At 56.7% G+C, this 16,977-nt stretch carries 17 protein-coding genes; 13 read left to right on the top strand and 4 right to left on the bottom strand.

Annotated features, from left to right (window positions below; all coding sequences use genetic code 11):
- Positions 1 to 47 precede the first annotated feature (47 nt).
- From GGQ67_RS23060 to GGQ67_RS23045, 4 genes are all read left to right on the top strand, one after another.
- Positions 48 to 725, top strand: coding sequence for a response regulator (locus tag GGQ67_RS23060; protein ID WP_183902458.1), 678 nt, complete (start codon positions 48 to 50; stop codon positions 723 to 725).
- Positions 712 to 2,181 carry a sensor histidine kinase gene (locus GGQ67_RS23055; protein WP_183902457.1) on the top strand — a complete coding sequence of 490 codons (1,470 nt, stop codon included), beginning with the start codon at positions 712 to 714 and terminating at the stop codon, positions 2,179 to 2,181. Before GGQ67_RS23060 ends, GGQ67_RS23055 begins: the two co-directional genes overlap by 14 nt.
- 8 nt (positions 2,182 to 2,189) lie before the next feature.
- Complete coding sequence (locus GGQ67_RS23050; protein WP_183902456.1) at positions 2,190 to 3,203, top strand: Bug family tripartite tricarboxylate transporter substrate binding protein; 1,014 nt, start codon at positions 2,190 to 2,192, stop codon at positions 3,201 to 3,203.
- 78 nt (positions 3,204 to 3,281) lie between these two features.
- Positions 3,282 to 4,613 carry a CitMHS family transporter gene (locus GGQ67_RS23045; protein ID WP_343056547.1) on the top strand — a complete coding sequence of 444 codons (1,332 nt, stop codon included), beginning with the start codon at positions 3,282 to 3,284 and terminating at the stop codon, positions 4,611 to 4,613.
- A gap of 227 nt (positions 4,614 to 4,840) precedes the next feature.
- On the opposite strand, the gene GGQ67_RS23040 is transcribed toward GGQ67_RS23045, so the two are convergent.
- Entirely contained in the window at positions 4,841 to 5,023 is a 183-nt protein-coding gene (locus tag GGQ67_RS23040) for a hypothetical protein (protein WP_183902472.1), read from the bottom strand.
- 44 nt (positions 5,024 to 5,067) lie between these two features.
- Here GGQ67_RS23040 and GGQ67_RS23035 point away from each other — a divergent pair, with 44 nt between their 5' ends.
- Complete coding sequence (locus GGQ67_RS23035; protein ID WP_183902455.1) at positions 5,068 to 5,289, top strand: hypothetical protein; 222 nt, start codon at positions 5,068 to 5,070, stop codon at positions 5,287 to 5,289.
- 4 nt (positions 5,290 to 5,293) lie between these two features.
- On the opposite strand, the gene GGQ67_RS23030 is transcribed toward GGQ67_RS23035, so the two are convergent.
- Positions 5,294 to 6,196, bottom strand: a complete 903-nt coding sequence (locus tag GGQ67_RS23030) for a LysR family transcriptional regulator (protein ID WP_183902454.1) — start codon at positions 6,194 to 6,196, stop codon at positions 5,294 to 5,296.
- Positions 6,197 to 6,227: 31 nt separating this feature from the next.
- Positions 6,228 to 6,614 carry a cupin domain-containing protein gene (locus GGQ67_RS23025; RefSeq protein ID WP_183902453.1) on the bottom strand — a complete coding sequence of 129 codons (387 nt, stop codon included), beginning with the start codon at positions 6,612 to 6,614 and terminating at the stop codon, positions 6,228 to 6,230.
- A 305-nt stretch (positions 6,615 to 6,919) separates the two neighbouring features.
- Here GGQ67_RS23025 and GGQ67_RS23020 point away from each other — a divergent pair, with 305 nt between their 5' ends.
- The 8 genes from GGQ67_RS23020 to GGQ67_RS22985 all read left to right on the top strand — a co-directional run bounded on the left by GGQ67_RS23020 (position 6,920) and on the right by GGQ67_RS22985 (position 16,378).
- Positions 6,920 to 7,750, top strand: coding sequence for an ABC transporter substrate-binding protein (locus GGQ67_RS23020; protein WP_183902452.1), 831 nt, complete (start codon positions 6,920 to 6,922; stop codon positions 7,748 to 7,750).
- 68 nt (positions 7,751 to 7,818) lie between these two features.
- Positions 7,819 to 8,592 (top strand): amino acid ABC transporter permease, encoded by a 774-nt coding sequence (locus GGQ67_RS23015; protein ID WP_210279765.1) that lies wholly within the window; start codon positions 7,819 to 7,821, stop codon positions 8,590 to 8,592.
- A 1-nt stretch (position 8,593) separates the two neighbouring features.
- Positions 8,594 to 9,358: an amino acid ABC transporter ATP-binding protein gene (locus GGQ67_RS23010; RefSeq protein ID WP_210279764.1), complete on the top strand. Its 765-nt coding sequence runs from the start codon at positions 8,594 to 8,596 to the stop codon at positions 9,356 to 9,358.
- The gene (locus tag GGQ67_RS23005; protein ID WP_183902450.1) at positions 9,355 to 10,992 is read left to right on the top strand and encodes a gamma-glutamyltransferase family protein; all 1,638 of its coding nucleotides are present in this window, start codon (positions 9,355 to 9,357) and stop codon (positions 10,990 to 10,992) included. Before GGQ67_RS23010 ends, GGQ67_RS23005 begins: the two co-directional genes overlap by 4 nt.
- Positions 10,993 to 11,019: 27 nt before the next feature.
- Positions 11,020 to 12,060 carry an agmatinase gene (gene speB / locus GGQ67_RS23000; RefSeq protein WP_183902449.1) on the top strand — a complete coding sequence of 347 codons (1,041 nt, stop codon included), beginning with the start codon at positions 11,020 to 11,022 and terminating at the stop codon, positions 12,058 to 12,060.
- Positions 12,061 to 12,085: 25 nt separating this feature from the next.
- Positions 12,086 to 13,519 (top strand): aldehyde dehydrogenase family protein, encoded by a 1,434-nt coding sequence (locus GGQ67_RS22995; protein WP_183902448.1) that lies wholly within the window; start codon positions 12,086 to 12,088, stop codon positions 13,517 to 13,519.
- A gap of 97 nt (positions 13,520 to 13,616) precedes the next feature.
- Positions 13,617 to 14,897, top strand: coding sequence for a 4-aminobutyrate--2-oxoglutarate transaminase (locus GGQ67_RS22990; RefSeq protein WP_183902447.1), 1,281 nt, complete (start codon positions 13,617 to 13,619; stop codon positions 14,895 to 14,897).
- Between the two features lie 2 nt (positions 14,898 to 14,899).
- Positions 14,900 to 16,378, top strand: coding sequence for an NAD-dependent succinate-semialdehyde dehydrogenase (locus GGQ67_RS22985; protein WP_183902446.1), 1,479 nt, complete (start codon positions 14,900 to 14,902; stop codon positions 16,376 to 16,378).
- Positions 16,379 to 16,468: 90 nt separating this feature from the next.
- Here the strand turns inward: GGQ67_RS22985 and GGQ67_RS22980 are convergent, their stop codons facing one another.
- A complete protein-coding gene (locus tag GGQ67_RS22980; RefSeq protein ID WP_183902471.1) occupies positions 16,469 to 16,897 on the bottom strand; it encodes a hypothetical protein in 429 nt (142 codons plus the stop codon).
- Between the last annotated feature and the right edge of the window lie 80 nt (positions 16,898 to 16,977).

Genomic DNA, 16,977 nt, shown 5'->3' with positions numbered 1-16,977 from the left:
CGGTGGTTGAACAGGAACGCGTGCGTTCGATGAGAGGAAACAGTGGCTTGCGGCTTTTGCTGGTCGAAGACGACAAGGATCTGGCGCTATGGCTGCAGCGCTCGTTGCAGCAACGAGGGCTGTTCGTCGAGTGGGAAGAGGACGGCATGCAGGCTGACCGCCGCATCGCTGCCGAAACATTTGACGCGATCATCCTCGATCTCAACCTGCCCATGCTTGGCGGTGCACGGCTGCTCGACAAGATGCGCGACAGGGGCGATGCAACGCCTTTGATCATCATCACCGCCAAGGATGACCTGCCTGACCGGATCGCCCTGCTTCATGCCGGCGCCGACGATTTTCTGGCAAAGCCCTTTTCCGTCGAGGAACTGGAAGCGCGCCTCGTCGCATTAGTGCGGCGCAGTCGTGGGCATGGACGAGGCGTTTACGACTGCGGCTCGCTGAGCTTCAACCAGTCGCAGCAGCTTTTTCTATTGAACGGCACGCGCCTGGCATTGAGCGCACGGGAACACGCGGTGCTTGCCATTCTGATCCAACGAGTCGGTGAACCGATTTCCAAACAGCAGATCCTCGACCGTCTCATCAGTTCCGACGAGGAAATGCAGCTGGAGACGGTCGAGGTCATGATGTATCGCCTCAGAAAACGTCTCGAAAATTTCGATGTCCGCATCATCACGCTCCGGGGTCTCGGATATTTTCTCGAGGCGCTTGATGGCAAGGCCTGAGGCAGTTGAAAAGACCCGGGAAAAGGCAACAGCAGGCGGCCGATCCTTGCTGTTCACGGTGGCGATGTGGGTCGCACCTGCCCTCATTGCTCTCGTTGCCGGTACGGCCTTCGTAACCGGTTCGACTGCAACCAGCCTTGCCGACAGCGCCTATGACCGGTCGATTGCCGGTGCCCTGCGGGCCATCGACCTCAACATTTCCACGGAAAGCGGCGGCATTGGCGTGGAATTGCCCTACCCTCTGTTCGAGGCTTTCGAGGCGACAGCATCCGGGGCCGTTTATTTCCGTGTCGCGACCGAGGACGGACTGGTGGAGATCGGCGACAGCTTTCTGCCGCGGCCTCGTGATTTTTCCGGTGACGGCTTTTATTTCTACAATGATGAGTTTCTGGGCGCGCCGATCCGCATGGGAATTTTCAAACGGCGGCTGACACAGCCTTTGTATGGTGCCGCCAAACCGCAGACGATTATCCTGCAGGTCGCCGAGAGCATGCAATCGCGTAACGCGTTCCGGTTCGAGCTCATCAAGAGCGCGGCCGCGCTGAACCTTGTCTGTGTGTTTGCCGTCGTGGTTCTTCTGCTGGCAGGCCTCAGCCGTGCCCTGTCGCCTCTGTCCGCTCTTCGTACCGGATTTGAGCGGCGCGATCCGAACGATCTTTCACCGGTGGATGCATCAGCGCTTCCACGGGAGATCCGTCCTCTGGTCGACACCTTTAATCGCCTGCTCGGCCGCCATACGGCGCAGGCAGAGGCGCAGCGCCATTTGTTGGACGATGCCTCCCACCAGCTGAGAACTCCGATCGCCGTGTTGCGAACGCAGATCGATTATGCGCTTCACACCAGCGCCGCCGAGGAAAGGGTTTCGGTCCTTCAGGCCATGCGCAGGATCGTCGAGCGCGCATCACGAACTACGACCCATTTTCTGACGATGGCGCGAATTCGCAATTTTGCCAGCGACATCGCGCCGGACACACATATGCCCATCGACATCAAGGCACTGCTGACGGAACTTGCTCGCATGCGGCTGAGCGATGCGCGCCGGCAACGTGTCGACCTCAATCTCGACCTTCCCGAGAGAACCGTCTATGCCAATGGCTCGGAAACTCTTATCTTCGAAGCACTCAGTAACCTCCTCGACAATGCCATCCACCACTCCCCCAAACAGGGTAACATCACGCTTCAAGTCGAGCCTTTGGATAACTTCCTTCGGATCACGCTGATCGATCAGGGGCCGGGCATGAGCCAGGAACTGATCGATAAGATCGGTCAACGCCATCTTGACCAGACAAGCAATCGCGATGGGGCAGGGCTCGGTCTTGCCGTGGTCGTGGAGATCGCACAAGCCCATGAGGGCACTTTGACGTTGCAGAACCGGACCAGCGGCGGACTGAAGGCAACGCTCACGCTTCCGTCACCACCTGCCACGTCAAAAAGCCGTGCACTGACAGCTTCCTGACAGCCATGATGCGTTATCACTACCGGAACCTGTTCAGGTCGACGTTCTTTGGGAGGGAGCGGTTGAACATAAAATACCTCATCATCCTGGCCGCAGCCCTGCTCTGTTCAAGCGTTGGCATGGCCGCCCCCGCCAAACCCACCTGCATTGTACCGTCGGAACCGGATGGCGGTTTTCAGCTGACATGCGAACTGGCTCGGGACGCTATCGCCGCGACAGACGCCTTGCCACAGCCGCTTGCGATCGAGCGCATGCCGGGCGGTGTCGGCGCCATTGCATTCAACGTCTTCACCAGCACCCGCAGGGCGGGCCCGGGCAGTCTCGTCGCTTTTTCCGAGGGCTCGCTATTCAACCTCGCGCGCGGCAAATTCGGCTCGCATGACTGGACCGAGGTCAGGTGGCTGGCCGTTCTGGGTGTCGACTACGGTGCCGTTGCCGTTCAGGATCAGGCGCCGTGGCGCACACTTCCAGATCTCGTGAAGTCTATCAGGGACGCACCCCGATCGATCGCGATCGGCGGCTCGGGCACGATCAACGGCCGTGACTGGATGCGCGCCGCCAGCCTCGCTGAACTTGCGGGCGTCGATATTCGCACCATGCGGTTTGTCGCCTTTGAAGGCGGCGGCGACTGCATGGCCGCACTGGTCGGAGGCCATGTGCAGGTCTGCATGAACGACGCGGCCACCACGCAGACCCGGATAGACCGCGGTCAGCCGGTCCGCCTGCTGGCGGTTTATGCAAAGAACCGCATCGAAGGCGAACTCAGCAGTGTTCCCACCGCGCGCGAACAGGGATTCGATATTGTCTGGCCGGTTGTTCGCGGTGTCTATATGGGACCTGATGTGAGTGACGCCGATTACGCCTTCTGGGCAGATGCATTCCAGAAAGCCATGGCGCAACCGGCATACCAAAACCTGCTCACCAGCAATCACCTGCAACCGTATCCGCTTGTCGGCGACGAACTCATGAAATTCGTGCACGAGCACGCTGTATCTGTGGCCAAGGAACGGGAGCCGCTTTAGCCGCACTTTCATCCGTCATCGGCAGATGAGCCGAAGAAATTCCAAACACACAACAAAACCAACGGAGTATCCGCACCTGTGGCGGATGCCACAGGAGGTCTTTTGCTTACAGTTCTTGCCTATTCGATGATCGCAACCTTCATGGCGCTCATCATAACCAACCGCATGTCGGCACTGATCGCCCTTATTACCGTACCGATCATCTTCGCCGCCATCGGCGGTTTCGGCCCTCAAATCCCCGAAATGGCGATGGCCGGCGTCAAGGGGATTGCCCCGACGGCGGTCCTCCTGCTCTTCGCCATCCTCTATTTCGGGCTGATGATCGATCTGGGCCTGTTCGATCCGCTAATCCGTTTCGTGGTGCGTATCTGTCATGGAGATCCACTGCGCATCATCGTCGGTACGGCCGTCCTTTCGACGGTCATTTCGCTGGACGGTGATGGCTCGACAACATTCCTGCTGGTGGTCAGCTCGATGATGCCGCTGCATCGCCGCATGGGCATAAATCCACTGATTCTGCCAGCCGTCACGGTCCTGCCGAATGCTGTTATCAATATCGCCCCTTGGGGCGGACCGACCGCGCGCGTCATGGCGGCCTTGAAAGTCGATGCCAGCCAGGTGTTTCTCCCGCTTGTGCCGGCCATTATCCTCACCTGCATTTCAGCCATCCTGATCGCTGCCTACTTCGGCCTCAAAGAGCGCCGCCGGCTGGGCGTGATAACCATGAACGGAGCCGCCGGAGAGGAAGCCCGCAACGCCGCCGACGCCGCCATGCAGGCCGTCGTATCACGACCGCCGATGCTGCAACTGTTCAACGGCCTTCTGACCGTCGCCATTCTCGTCCTGCTCGTGATGGACGTCCTGCCACTCGGACTAATCTTCATGGTCGGCTTCGCGATCGCACTCTCCGTCAATTTCCCCAGCATCAACGCGCAACGAGAACGCATCGAGTCGCATGCCGGCAGCGTGTTGATGGTCGTTTCGGTCGTCTTCGGTGCCGGTGTCTTCACCGGCATCATGTCTGGCACGGGCATGACAACGGCTCTGGCCGAAAGCGTCGTCAATGTAATTCCCTCGTCTGCCGGTGAGTATATTCCGCTGATTACCGCTCTCTTGAGCGGGCCTTTCACTTTCTTTTTGTCGAATGATGCATTCTATTTTGGCGTGGTCCCGGTGCTCGCGCACGCAGCCGCCGCCTACGACATCCCCCCGGAAGTCATCGCCAGGGCCTCTCTCATCGGCCAGCCGGTTCATATGCTGAGTCCGCTTGTACCGGCAGCCTATGTCCTGACAGGGCTTTCGAAGGTCGAATTCGGAGCACACCAACGGTTTACCCTCAAATGGGCGGCTCTTTTGGGGATGGTAATGCTTTTCGGCGCAGTCATTACGGGCGCCGTGCCAATCTTCTGATTTTACTTAAACCTAAGGCTCGGGTTCGTCGAATGGTGAAGCTACCGAAGCTGTTCCACCTGAAATGGCCCGATTGCCGGGATGCTTTGACTATAGCCTTAGCCATGTGCGCCTCTTGCAAACAGTCTTTCTCGATAACCGGCGCCTATTGGCGCAAAGCGCGGCATTACGTCTTCCGGTTAGGCGCGGTGGGCTTTTCATCCAGCACAGAGCCGGATCACATATGATTACAGTTGCCTCTGTTGTTCTTCTGCCTGCACCCGCGCGGCCCTCAGCCGCTCGGTCTTGGCATCCCGGCGCCGACATGCTTTAGCGATAATCTCGCGCGCAGTTTCATCGGTCCGGACGCGCGCTTCGATCTTCTGAGCCAGGCTCAAAATTGCCCGGCGTTTCATCGTGGTGTCTGTCAAGAAGTCATTCTCCCGTTCAGTCGGAGAACGCCCGAGAGCACGGGATGTTACAGTCCGATAGCGTACAGAGCGGCCCAACGCTTCGAGAGGCGATAAAGTGCGATTGCCCGCGCGCGGCGGGCCTGAAGCGGCTCGACGCCTTTCTTCAAGAGCATGATGTCAAAAGGGTCGGCTTCGAAGCCTCCGGTGGCTACGAATGGCGGCTGATGGTGCATCTGCGCGGCAAGAAGGTGTCTACAAATCTCGGGGCTATTCAGACATTCTGATCGATCACGCCTTGAGGTTCAGCTCATTCTTCAGCAGTTTTATGAAGAAGGAGACTAGGCCGCGTTTGCGTTCGGTCGGCTCGCATGCCGCTTGAAATGCTGCCTTGTACCTGAACAGATCGGGCCGAATTTGCCGGATGCGACCCTGATCAACGAACTGCTTTGCGTAGTGGTCGGGCAGGTAACCTAGAAACCTTCCTGACAATATCAACCGAGCTTCAGCCTCCATATCGCTCACCCGCGCTCTTGGCTCGACACTCTCGAAGATCTTCAGATCGCGTTGGCCCCAATATGTGCGGCTGACCAGCTTGTGTTCTCGGACGACGTTGACGTCAATTTCATCATCGGCTTTTGAGAAAAGCGGATGGTCCTTACCGCAATAGAAGGACTGAATTTCGTCATAGAGTGGAATGTATTCGGGACCGAGAGCTGTCCGAGGAAAGCTGGCGATCGCGATTTGTATCTGCCCGGTCAAGATTTCGCGCAGCAATTCGTGAGGCGGGCGTGTGACGACCTCAAGCGTGACTTCGGGAGCCTGGTCGGAAAACTTTGCTATCACCTTTTCCAACGGACAGAGGGGGTCCGAGATTGTATTGTCGGTAATGCCTAGATGCAGCGTGCCCGTCATTTTTTCCTTTAGGGCACGCATTCTCGTGTCGAAGTGATCGATCGATCCGAACAGGCGACGGGCCTCATCATAAACCGATTGTCCTTCGGGGGTAAGACGAAAGCCACCTCGCCCGCGCTGCGCCAGCGTCAGCTTGAGGCGGCCCTCGAGGGTTGCCAGGTGGCTCGATATTGTGGACAACGAGATATTGAGTTCACTTTGCGCGGGCGCGAGGCCCCCAGCCTCCACTATCGAAGCGAATATCTTCAATAAACGGATGTCTGCTGCATCGAACGCCATGAACTACTTACCTGTAAGGCCGACCGTCCAGCTAACTGACAGCAATGAAAAATTTTGTCGAGCGTTCGATGGTTAACCATTCGCCCTCCCAATCCTTCGGCACGACAAAACCCTCGCCCGGTCCGAAAGTCACCTCGTTCCCATCCGAGTCGCGAAGGCCAACTTTGCCCGTCAGGATCGAACAAATCTCGGTATAGGGCCAACGCTCAAAGCTCACCGTACCAGGCTCGCCTTCCCAATATCCGACCGCGACATGCTGCGAATTCTGTTCATGGCAGCGGTATTCCGTTTCAGACCAGCCGGCTGAAACCGCCTGATAGTCTGAAAGTGGCGGAACAAAGGCATTCGAGCCGGAAGCGGCCAAACGAACGATCGCGCCGATGCCTTGTGCAGACCCTGACAGTTTTGTCGCAGACATTTTCACACTCCTCAAAACGGTGAACCGTGTCGAAGTAAACCGGAAGCTGGGCCTTTACACAATAGCGCGATGCAAGATGCATCGTTTCACATTCACGAAAAATATAGAACAAAATCATATTGTTACAAATATTTTTATCATTTACTTGGACACAGATCAAACTTTTGTTCGAGAGAAAGTAATGTGATGGCGGGTATGAGTGTGTTCTCGTATTACTGCCGGATAATACAAAACGATGACGGGAACCCGGCGGATCAAGAATGCTGGCAACTGCCCGGCCATCGAGTCTAACTGGGAGTAAGAAAATGTTGTTTTCAAGCAAATACAGTAAATTTCTATGCGCAGCGGTCTGCAGCGCGCTGGTTGGCGTTTTGACAACTTCCGCGGCCGCTGCGGACATCAAAGTCCCCGACCGCATCAAGACTGCCGGGAAGGTCGTGTTTTGCACGGACGTCGGCTTCCCTCCGTGGGAAATGTACGACCCGAACACTCAACAGCCGACCGGCTTTGACGTCGATATTGCCGCGGCCGTTTCGAAGGCAATGGGTGTCAAGAGCGAACATAAGAACATCGGCTTCGATGGACTTATCCCTGCGCTGATGGCCAACCAATGCGACGCAATTATCTCGGGTTTCTATGAAAAGCCCGAGCGCGCCAAAGTCGTCGATTTTGCCAATTACGCGCAAACAGGAAGTTCGGTCATCGTGAAAGCCACGAGCGACTTCGATGCAAAAACCTTGAAGGACTTCTCGGGCAAGAAGGTCGCGGTTGGTATCGGCACCGCCGGCGAAACGACCATGAACGAAACGAACGAGGCGCTGAAGGCAGAAGGCAAGGACGAGATCACTGTCGTGGCTGTCCAGACCAGCGCGGAAGCCTTCCAGCAGCTCGCGGTTGGTCTCGTGCAAGGTTACCTTGGTTCAACCGATCAGGCTGGCTACTATAACAAGCAGCAGCCGGGAAGCGTGAAGCTTCAGGGTGAGCAGGTTGTTGCCCTCCCTGTTGGTATCGCTACGCGCCCTAATGATAAGGGACTTCACGAAGCTTTCAATCAGGCCATCAGCGCGATCAAGGCAAACGGCGATTACGAGACGGTACTCAAGGCCTGGGGCTTTGAGGCCTTGGCTCTCAACTAATCGTCTCTTCCTCTGGGTCTGGCGCCGGTGCGTCAGGCCCTTTTGCGTTTTTTATGGTTAGGATCAAGATGTTCGGAAACCTCAATCTCGATCCGGAGTTTTTCGTCCGGTATCTTTTCAACCCGCCGTCAATGGTGTGGTGGGGACTTGCAATCACCATCATCGTGTCTGCCGTGGCAATGGCGCTCGGCGTTCTGGTGGGTCTGCTCGTTGCTCTTGCGCGCATGTCGCGTTTCGCTGTTCTGCGCTATTGGGCGAAAGTCTATCTCTGGTTCTGGCGCGGTACCCCGTTGCTGGTGCAGCTAGTGCTGATCTACACCGGTGTTGCGGCATCCGGCATCTATATGTATCCGGACCTTAACGTTGGACCGGTCCGCATCTCCGGCGCACTTCAGGCAGCTATACTCACCCTTGCCCTAAACGAAGCGGCATACATGTCGGAAATCTTCCGCGCCGCTATTTCCGCGATTGATAAGGGCCAGTTCGACGCGTCGAAGGCTATCGGGATGACTCCGGCAAAGGCCATGCGCTGGATCATTATGCCGCAGGCGGCGCGGATCATCATGCCTCCCCTCGGCAATGAGGTCACCTTGATGATCAAGAGCACCTCACTCCTTGCGGTAATCGGCATCAGAGAGCTTTTTGGAACTCTGCAATCGTTGAACGCCGCGACTTTCCGTACTTTCGAACTCTTCGCGATTGCCGCCATCTGGTACCTGATCCTGACTAGCATCATGGGCGTTTTTCAACGGATGCTCGAATCTCATTTCTCGCGCCACGAATGGGACCATAGCCCTTCGAAGGAAAAAGAACGCGCCCCCCTCGTCGAAGTGAGGAACTGAAATGACTGACCCTATCGTCCAAATCCAAGACGTTCATAAATCCTTCGGCGTCCTCGAGGTCTTGAAGGGCATATCGTTCGATGTTTCGGTTGGTGAAGTTGTTTGCCTCCTTGGCCCGTCGGGATCTGGCAAGACAACGCTTGTCCGCTGTATCAACCACCTCGAAACCATCAATGAGGGAAGGATCCTAGTTGACGGCGAAATGATGGGTTACCGCGAGAAGGGCGACCAGCTTAAAGAGCTCTCCGTCAAGAAGATCGCAGAACAACGCCAGCGAACCGGCATGGTCTTCCAAAGATTCAACTTGTTTCCACACATGACGGCGTTGGAAAACGTCTGCTGTGGGCCAGTGCGCGTTCAGAACCGCCCGCGGCGTGAAGTCGAAACGGAGGCGATGGAATACCTCAGCCGTGTCGGCCTTGCCAGTAAAGCGACGAATTATCCCGGCCAACTCTCCGGAGGGCAACAACAGCGCGTGGCTATTGCGCGCGCTCTCGCGATGAAGCCGAAGGTGCTGCTGTTCGATGAACCGACGAGCGCACTTGACCCAGAAACCGTCGGCGAAGTTCTCGAAGTAATGAAAAGCGTGGCCAAAGCGGGCATGACCATGGTTGTCGTCACACATGAAATGGGCTTTGCTCGGGAAGTCGCCGACCGTGTGATCATGATGGACCGAGGCGTTGTCATCGAGTCCGCCACCTCTGAGGAATTCTTCAACGCACCTAAGAATGAGCGCACACGCGCATTCCTACGAGGCATCGCATGAGCGCGCGCTGGCCAAATCTTTCCGTGTTTGAGCCTGATGTTGAACTTGCGGGGTTCCGTCCAGTAATGGGTGAACATGGCATGGTGTCATCGCCGCATGCAGGTGCGTCCCAGATCGGTCTCGACATCCTTCGCCAAGGAGGCAACGCAATTGATGCCGCAATTGCGACTAGCGCGGCGCTTGCCGTATACACGCCGATGCAATGCGGTCCAGGCGGAGATGCCTTTTGGTTGATCTCGACGGCGGATGGGGAGGTCTCGGCGATGGACGCATCTGGTCCTGCCAGCCGCAACGCAGATCCCTCCAAGCTTCGCGAAATGGGCCTCGATTCGATTGGTGCACGATCGGCATACTCTGTAACGGTGCCAGGATCTGTCGATGGTTGGGCAAAAGCAGCCAAACTTTTCGGAACACGTAATCTTACCGAACTGCTTGAGCCGGCAGCTAGGGTTGCCGAATCCGGCTTCGTTGCCTCTCGGCACACCGTAGCGAGCTTTCGTATAGGCGAAGAGGAGCTGCGCGCAAACGGATCGCTGGGGCTCTGGTCGGAAGACGGTCGTCTGCCCGCACTTTACAGCAAGATACGTCAACCGCATCTCGCCGATGCCCTTCGGCGCATCGGCAAGTCCAACGGGCGTGATCTTTATGAGGGAGCTCTTGCGCAGGCTATTGTCCGTGCGGTCCGAAGTGCCGGCGGCTGGCTTGATGAACACGATCTTAGCTCTTACGAGGCCGAATGGACAGTCCCGATCAGCCTTCGGTTTGGACCGTTCGAAGTGTTTACGACTCCGCCAAGTACGCAGGGTTTTTCGCTGCTTGCCACTCTCTCGCGTGCAGCGAACCTGTTGGATCGTCCGTTCGACCGGCACGATCCGGGGACAATCCATGCACTGATTGAAGCCGTGGCAGACGGCTTGAGGCTTCGAGACCTCCACAATTCAGACCGCCGAGATTTTCAAGGCGCTCCGTCCGCAACCTGGGCACCCGAAGCAGTGAAACGCTTCGAAACCTCATTCAATCCGGATGAGCGCAGTTCGACGGCTGCTGCTCCTACGAGAAGGGTGACCAAAGGCGATACAGCCCACCTCGCAGTGGCTGACGGCAAAGGGACTGTAGTTTCGCTGATCCAAAGCCTGTTCTTTGATTTTGGCTCCTGCATTGCAGTAGCTGAAGGTGGTTTTACATTGCAGAATCGCGGGTCCGCGTTCCATCTCGACAGCGAGGAGGCCGGCTATCTTTCTCCTGGCCGACGCCCACCGAGCACTCTAATGCCAACGATCGTTCTCAAGGATGACAGGCCCGTCTTGTCGCTCGGATGCATGGGTGGTGACGGTCAGATGCAGACTCAGCTCCAAGTCCTGATGGACATCCTTCTCGGGGGGCTTGATCCGCAGCAGGCAACCTCGAGACCACGCTGGTACCTAGATCGTTCGTCGCCTGAAGGCGCTGTCGTAAAGGTGGAGGCTGGAGTCGCGAGTCAAGTCATCGATGGTTTGCGCGCAAGAGGGCATCATGTCGAAATCCTCGGAGCCAGCGAGGAAATCATGGGACACGCGCAAGTTATCCAGATCTCCCACGGCGTTTTCATCGGCGCAGCAGACCCTCGGTCGGACGGCCAAGTCCACGCGTTCTAAGCAAAATACAAGATGAGGAAACATCCTATGGACGAGTTCAACGAACGGCTCGCGGCGCTTCGAGCTCAATTTTCAGATAGCACTGACTTCCACGACCCCAAATTTCGCCGTGTAGGCGAAAAGATATTCAGCGGCGGCACGCGCGTCGCGTCGTATTCTGGCATCTCCACCTTTGCCAGCCTACCGTCGAAGACCGTCGATTTTCAGAAGCCTGATTTCGGCGATCTGCAGGTTGCAGTCGTTGGGGTCCCGATGGATCTCGGGGTAAGCAATCGTCCCGGCTCTCGTTTTGGACCGCGAGCGGTAAGGACGATCGAGAGAATCGGCCCTTACAACCACGTTCTGGATTGCGCACCTGCTTACGATTTGATGATCGCGGACATCGGGGATATCCCTTTTGCGAGCCGGTACAGACTGGAACAAAGCCATCAAGACATTGAAAGTGCCATTTCGAAGATTGTAGCTGCGGGTGTCATCCCAGTATCCGTGGGTGGCGACCATTCCATTACCCACCCGATCTTGAGAGCTGTGGGCCGTGATCGTCCTGTTGGTCTGATCCATATCGATGCGCATTGCGATACCGGGGGCGCGTTTGATCAGACAAAGTTCCACCACGGCGGCCCCATGCGAAATGCGGTCTTGGATGGCGTTCTTGACCCCACACGAACCATTCAGATTGGCATACGCGGCCCATCGGAATATCTGTGGGAGTTCTCCTACGCCTCTGGAATGACCGTCATTCATGGGGAGGAAGTACCACAACTCGGAATTGCTGCGATCATCGAGAAGGCGAAAGAAATCGTCGGTGATGGCCCCACATATTTGTCCTTCGACATCGATAGCCTCGATCCGTCGTTCGCGCCGGGTACCGGTACGCCCGAACTTGGTGGTCTTACGACACGGGAAGTCTTGGAGCTCATTCGCGGATTGAAAGGTGTCAATCTCGTTGGAGCCGATGTCGTGGAGGTGGCGCCTCAATATGATTCGACGACGAACACCGCCCAATGCGGCGCTCAGGTCCTTTTTGAAATCCTCAGCTTGCTCACATTCAGCCCGGCGCTGAAATAGCCGTCTAAGATAGAAGGAGCCTCAAATGCTCGACAAGCGAAAATTCTACATTGATGGACAATGGGTAGATTCCAAGGTTCCGCAGGATCGAGATGTCATCAACCCCGCAACCGAGAAGGCCATTGCCGTGATCTCTATGGGGAACGGCGATGACGTCAATGCGGCTGTTGCGGCTGCAAACCGCGCTTTCAAGACCTATAGTCGTTCGTCGATCGATGAACGGCTCGGACTGCTCGAGAAGCTGCTGCAAATTTACAAGCGCCGCTACGATGAAATGGCAGAGACGATTTCTCTCGAACTCGGTGCACCGATCACCATGAGCCGCGAACAGCAGGCTGACGTTGGCGTCGGCCATCTGCAAGGTTTCATTGACGCGCTGCGTCATGCGAAGGAACGCGAGGTACTTCCAAACGGAGACATAGTCCTTCGTGAGCCGATTGGTGTGTGTGGTCTCATCACGCCGTGGAATTGGCCGATCAATCAAATTGCCTTGAAGGTCGTCCCCGCGTTGGCAACAGGTTGCACATGCATCCTGAAACCCAGCGAATTTACGCCCCTTAACGCAATGCTGTACGCAGAAATGATTGACGAAGCGGGCTTTCCAGCAGGTGTCTTCAACCTCGTAAACGGTGACGGTATCAATTGCGGCTCCGCACTTTCCAAGCATAGGGACATCGACATGATGTCCTTTACGGGCTCGACCCGTGCGGGGATCGCCGTGAGCAAAGATGCCGCCGATACGGTAAAGCGCGTCACTCTTGAACTGGGTGGCAAATCCCCGAACATTGTTTTCGAGGATGCGGACCTCGAAGACCGTGTCGCGGGGAGCGTCGCCGAATGCTTCAACAATTCCGGACAATCGTGCGACGCACCGACACGACTCCTTGTCCAGCGTTCCGTCTACAACAATGCAATTGAAATCGCACATCGTGCTGGCATGGGCGCGAGTGTCGGTGACCCGATGAAGGAAGGTCCACATATCGGACCTCTTGTCAGCGATGTGCAGTACGGTCGTGTACAGACGCTTATCAATGCCGCAATCGATGAAGGCGCCAAGTTGATCGTTGGCGGACCGGGCAGACCTGATGGTATGACCGAAGGATATTTCGTCCGGCCGACTATCTTCGTTGATGTCAACAACTCCATGCGGATCGCTCGCGAGGAAGTTTTCGGTCCGGTCCTGGCCATCATACCGTTTGACACGGAAGAAGAGGCGATCGAGATCGCGAATGATACGGCCTACGGGCTGGCCGCCTATGTTCAGACGAGCGATCCCACGCGGGCCGAGCGTGTTGCCGCTCGCTTGAGGGCCGGCATGGTACACATCAATGGCGCTCCGCACCGGTACGGCAGCCCGTTTGGAGGGTACAAGCAGTCTGGCAATGGACGCGAGGGGGGTAAATTTGGTCTCGAAGACTTCCAGGAAGTCAAGACGGTCCATCGCCCAGACGCAGCTTGAAGAGCAGAACGTGCGGATTAACGATCCGCACCTTTCGACCTGCGCGCCATTGCTCAAATGTATACGCCTTCACTTCACAAAATCAGAGGTACGCCCAATGTTGAATTCCGAGGTCTCTGCACGCCGAGCCGATGCCATCTCACGAGGAGTTGGAGTGACGACACAGATCTACGCTGAGAGAGCCGAGAATGCCGAGATCTGGGATATCGAGGGTCGACGATACATCGACTTTGCAGCAGGTATCGCGGTCGTCAACACCGGACATCGCCATCCGAAGGTAATTGCCGCGGTAAAGGATCAGCTCGATCACTTCACCCACACCTGCCATCAGGTCGTGCCCTACGAGAACTATGTTCGCCTCGCCGAACGCCTGAACGACGCTGTCCCCGGCAACTTCAAGAAAAAAACTGTCTTTGTCACGACCGGGGCAGAAGCCGTCGAAAACGCGATCAAGGTCGCCAGAGCTGCGACAAATCGTTCAGCTGTGATTGCCTTTACCGGCGGTTTCCACGGCCGGACATTCATGGGTATGACACTCACCGGTAAGGTGGTTCCGTATAAAGTCGGTTTCGGTGCAATGATGCCCGATGTCTTTCACGTCCCCTTCCCTGTCGAGCTGCATGGTCAGACCGTTGATGCATCGCTTGAGGTCCTGGACAAACTTTTCAAGGCGGACGTCGACCCGAATCGGGTTGCGGCTTTTATCGTGGAGCCGGTTCAAGGCGAAGGAGGGTTTTACGAAGTCCCAAAGGCCTTTATGGCGAGAATACGCGAAATCGCCGATCGTCATGGCATTTTGCTGATCGCTGACGAGGTACAGACCGGATTCTCACGGACCGGAAAGCTGTTTGCAATGGAACATTATGGGATCGCGGCGGACATTACAACGATGGCCAAGGGTCTTGGCGGTGGCTTTCCGATCGCGGCGGTAACCGGACGCGCCGAGCTCATGGATGCTCCTGGTCCGGGGGGACTGGGCGGAACCTATGGCGGAAACCCAATCGGCATTGCCGCCGGCAACGCCGTGCTCGATGTGATTGAAGAAGAGGGACTGAACGATCGCGCGATAAGCCTAGGCAATCGGCTCAAGCAGCGCCTTCAGTCGCTTGCAAGTGCGGTGCCACAGATCGCCGACATTCGTGGTCCCGGATTTATGAACGCGGTCGAATTCCAGGTGCCAGGCTCAAAGGCGCCATCTGCCGAGTTTGCCAACAGGGTCAGAGAGAGCGCGCTTTCCAAGGGATTGGTATTGCTGACCTGCGGTGTCTACAGCAACGTTATACGTTTCTTGGCACCAATCACCATCCAAGACGGCGTCTTTGCCGAGGCTCTCGACATACTCGAAGAAGCCCTGCGCGAATGCGCTAAGGAGGCTTGATCATGACAATTGCAGATACCCTTCTTTCGAAGCTTCGCGATCCGTCGCTCGCAATCGATAAAGCGCTCGTCGCCGGCCAGTGGGTGTCAAAGGGCGAGAACGGTCGGACTTTCGACGTCACTAATCCATCGACTGGCGAACTCGTCGCCACGTTACCTGATCTGTCGCGCGCCGACGCCGCGCGAGCAATCGATGCCGCCTATAAAGCGCAGAAGGTCTGGGCGAAGAGAACGGCCAAAGAGCGCGCTTCGATATTGCGAAAGCTGTACGACCTGATGGTCGCAAACGCTGACGATCTCGCTACTATTCTAACGATTGAGATGGGAAAGCCTCTTGCGGAAGCCAAGGGAGAAATCCTCTACGGCGCTTCCTACGTGGAGTGGTTCGCGGAAGAGGCAAAGCGCGTATATGGCGACACAATTCCGGGCCACCAGCCTGACAAGCGCATCATCGTGCTGAAGCAACCGATCGGCGTCGTAGCGGCGATCACGCCGTGGAATTTTCCAAATGCCATGCTCGCGCGCAAATTTGCTCCCGCAGTCGCCGCAGGATGCGCAATAGTTTCGAAGCCCGCCGCTGAAACCCCTTTGTCAGCTCTTTCGCTTGCCCTTCTTGCGGAGCGCGCAGGCCTTCCGGCAAGCATTTTCAGCGTTGTAACATCCCGAGACTCCGCCTCAATCGGTAAAGAGTTCACCGAAAACGAAAAGGTACGCAAATTGACATTCACCGGCTCCACTGGCGTCGGGAAAATCCTGATGCGCCAGGGCGCCGAGCAGATCATGAAGCTGGGGCTAGAGCTTGGCGGCAACGCACCCTTCATCGTCTTTGACGACGCCGACGTCGACGCCGCGGTCGAGGGAGCTATGATCTCCAAGTATCGGAACAATGGTCAGACCTGCGTCTGTGCGAACCGGTTGTATGTTCAGGCAGGAATTTATGACCTCTTCGCAACGAAGCTTGCGGAGAAGGTCAGCACTATCAAGGTTGGCGACGGTTTCGAACCCGGCGTCAGTGCAGGCCCGCTGATTACGGAAAAAGCAGTGGCGAAGGTCGAAGAACATATCGCTGATGCGCTTCAAAAGGGCGCCAAAGTTGAGATTGGTGGGAAACCAGATGCGAAGGGCGGCCTGTTTTTCCAGCCGACCATTTTGACAGATGTGACCTCAGATATGAAGGTCGCTCGGGAAGAGACATTTGGCCCGGTCGCTCCGCTCTTCAGGTTCGAGACGGAGGAGGAGGTCATCGAAATGGCCAACGACACCGAATTCGGTCTCGCGTCGTACTTTTATTCCAAAGACGTCTCGAAAATCTTTCGGGTCGCCGAAGAACTCGAATACGGGATGGTCGGGATCAATACTGGCTTGATTTCGACCGAAGTCGCCCCCTTCGGCGGCATCAAGCAGTCCGGTCAGGGACGTGAGGGCTCAAAATACGGCATCGAAGACTATGTTGAAATTAAATATCTCTGCTTCAGCATCTGAGATATCAACAGTGTCCTGACACAAGGGCTGACGCATATTTTCCACCGCCGGTTCGAGATCGGCGGCGGTTTTGAACGGCCCGTTCGACGGTCAGCAATGCGCATGCCGCGAGCTGTTAGAGGTGGCCTCGGTGCGTCGACGCATACAGATGGCTTCTATCGCCCCAGGGAGCCGGGAAACAAAAGCGTCCTCGACAATTCGCATATTTTCGCGCCCGAGAGCAACAACGTCGATACCAGCGAGCCAAGCACCAAGCAGGTCGCGCCAATTGCCGGGCAGCTCGCCATCCGGAACGAATGGCCGGATCGCGAACAGACGTTCGGCCATCGCAACGAGCGACGCGCTGAGAACAGGGAGGCTTCCTGCCAAGGCAGCGGCATTCATCCTGGCCGGCGCGAAATCGTCGGCGAAATTCTGGCATTCGACGAAGCCGGCGGCAACAGAGGATCGCGCAACGCGCTCATCTAGACGGTTAAGTGCCGCGGTGGCGCCTGTGAGCAGCCCTAAAGCGTGTCGCATCTATTCAGCCTCATATCCTGCTGCCTTGAAGAAGTTTCGACATTCCGCGACCGAGAAGAGGCTGATTATATCTCCGAGTG

Origin of the sequence: Rhizobium metallidurans, assembly GCF_014196505.1 — a bacterium.
Classification (GTDB): domain Bacteria; phylum Pseudomonadota; class Alphaproteobacteria; order Rhizobiales; family Rhizobiaceae; genus Rhizobium; species Rhizobium metallidurans.
Note: the sequence above shows the minus strand (reverse complement) of the source record. Positions and strands in the feature narration are given on the sequence as shown.

Coding starts and splice junctions, on each gene's coding strand:
- GGQ67_RS23055 (WP_183902457.1), top strand. CDS start 712: ATGGCAAGGCCTGAGGCAGTTGAAAAGACCCGGGAAAAGGCAACAGCA.
- GGQ67_RS23050 (WP_183902456.1), top strand. CDS start 2,190: ATGCGTTATCACTACCGGAACCTGTTCAGGTCGACGTTCTTTGGGAGG.
- GGQ67_RS23035 (WP_183902455.1), top strand. CDS start 5,068: ATGTTACAGTCCGATAGCGTACAGAGCGGCCCAACGCTTCGAGAGGCG.
- GGQ67_RS23030 (WP_183902454.1), bottom strand. CDS start 6,196: ATGGCGTTCGATGCAGCAGACATCCGTTTATTGAAGATATTCGCTTCG.
- GGQ67_RS23025 (WP_183902453.1), bottom strand. CDS start 6,614: ATGTCTGCGACAAAACTGTCAGGGTCTGCACAAGGCATCGGCGCGATC.
- GGQ67_RS23020 (WP_183902452.1), top strand. CDS start 6,920: ATGTTGTTTTCAAGCAAATACAGTAAATTTCTATGCGCAGCGGTCTGC.
- GGQ67_RS23015 (WP_210279765.1), top strand. CDS start 7,819: ATGTTCGGAAACCTCAATCTCGATCCGGAGTTTTTCGTCCGGTATCTT.
- GGQ67_RS23010 (WP_210279764.1), top strand. CDS start 8,594: ATGACTGACCCTATCGTCCAAATCCAAGACGTTCATAAATCCTTCGGC.
- GGQ67_RS23005 (WP_183902450.1), top strand. CDS start 9,355: ATGAGCGCGCGCTGGCCAAATCTTTCCGTGTTTGAGCCTGATGTTGAA.
- speB (WP_183902449.1), top strand. CDS start 11,020: ATGGACGAGTTCAACGAACGGCTCGCGGCGCTTCGAGCTCAATTTTCA.
- GGQ67_RS22995 (WP_183902448.1), top strand. CDS start 12,086: ATGCTCGACAAGCGAAAATTCTACATTGATGGACAATGGGTAGATTCC.
- GGQ67_RS22990 (WP_183902447.1), top strand. CDS start 13,617: ATGTTGAATTCCGAGGTCTCTGCACGCCGAGCCGATGCCATCTCACGA.
- GGQ67_RS22985 (WP_183902446.1), top strand. CDS start 14,900: ATGACAATTGCAGATACCCTTCTTTCGAAGCTTCGCGATCCGTCGCTC.
- GGQ67_RS22980 (WP_183902471.1), bottom strand. CDS start 16,897: ATGCGACACGCTTTAGGGCTGCTCACAGGCGCCACCGCGGCACTTAAC.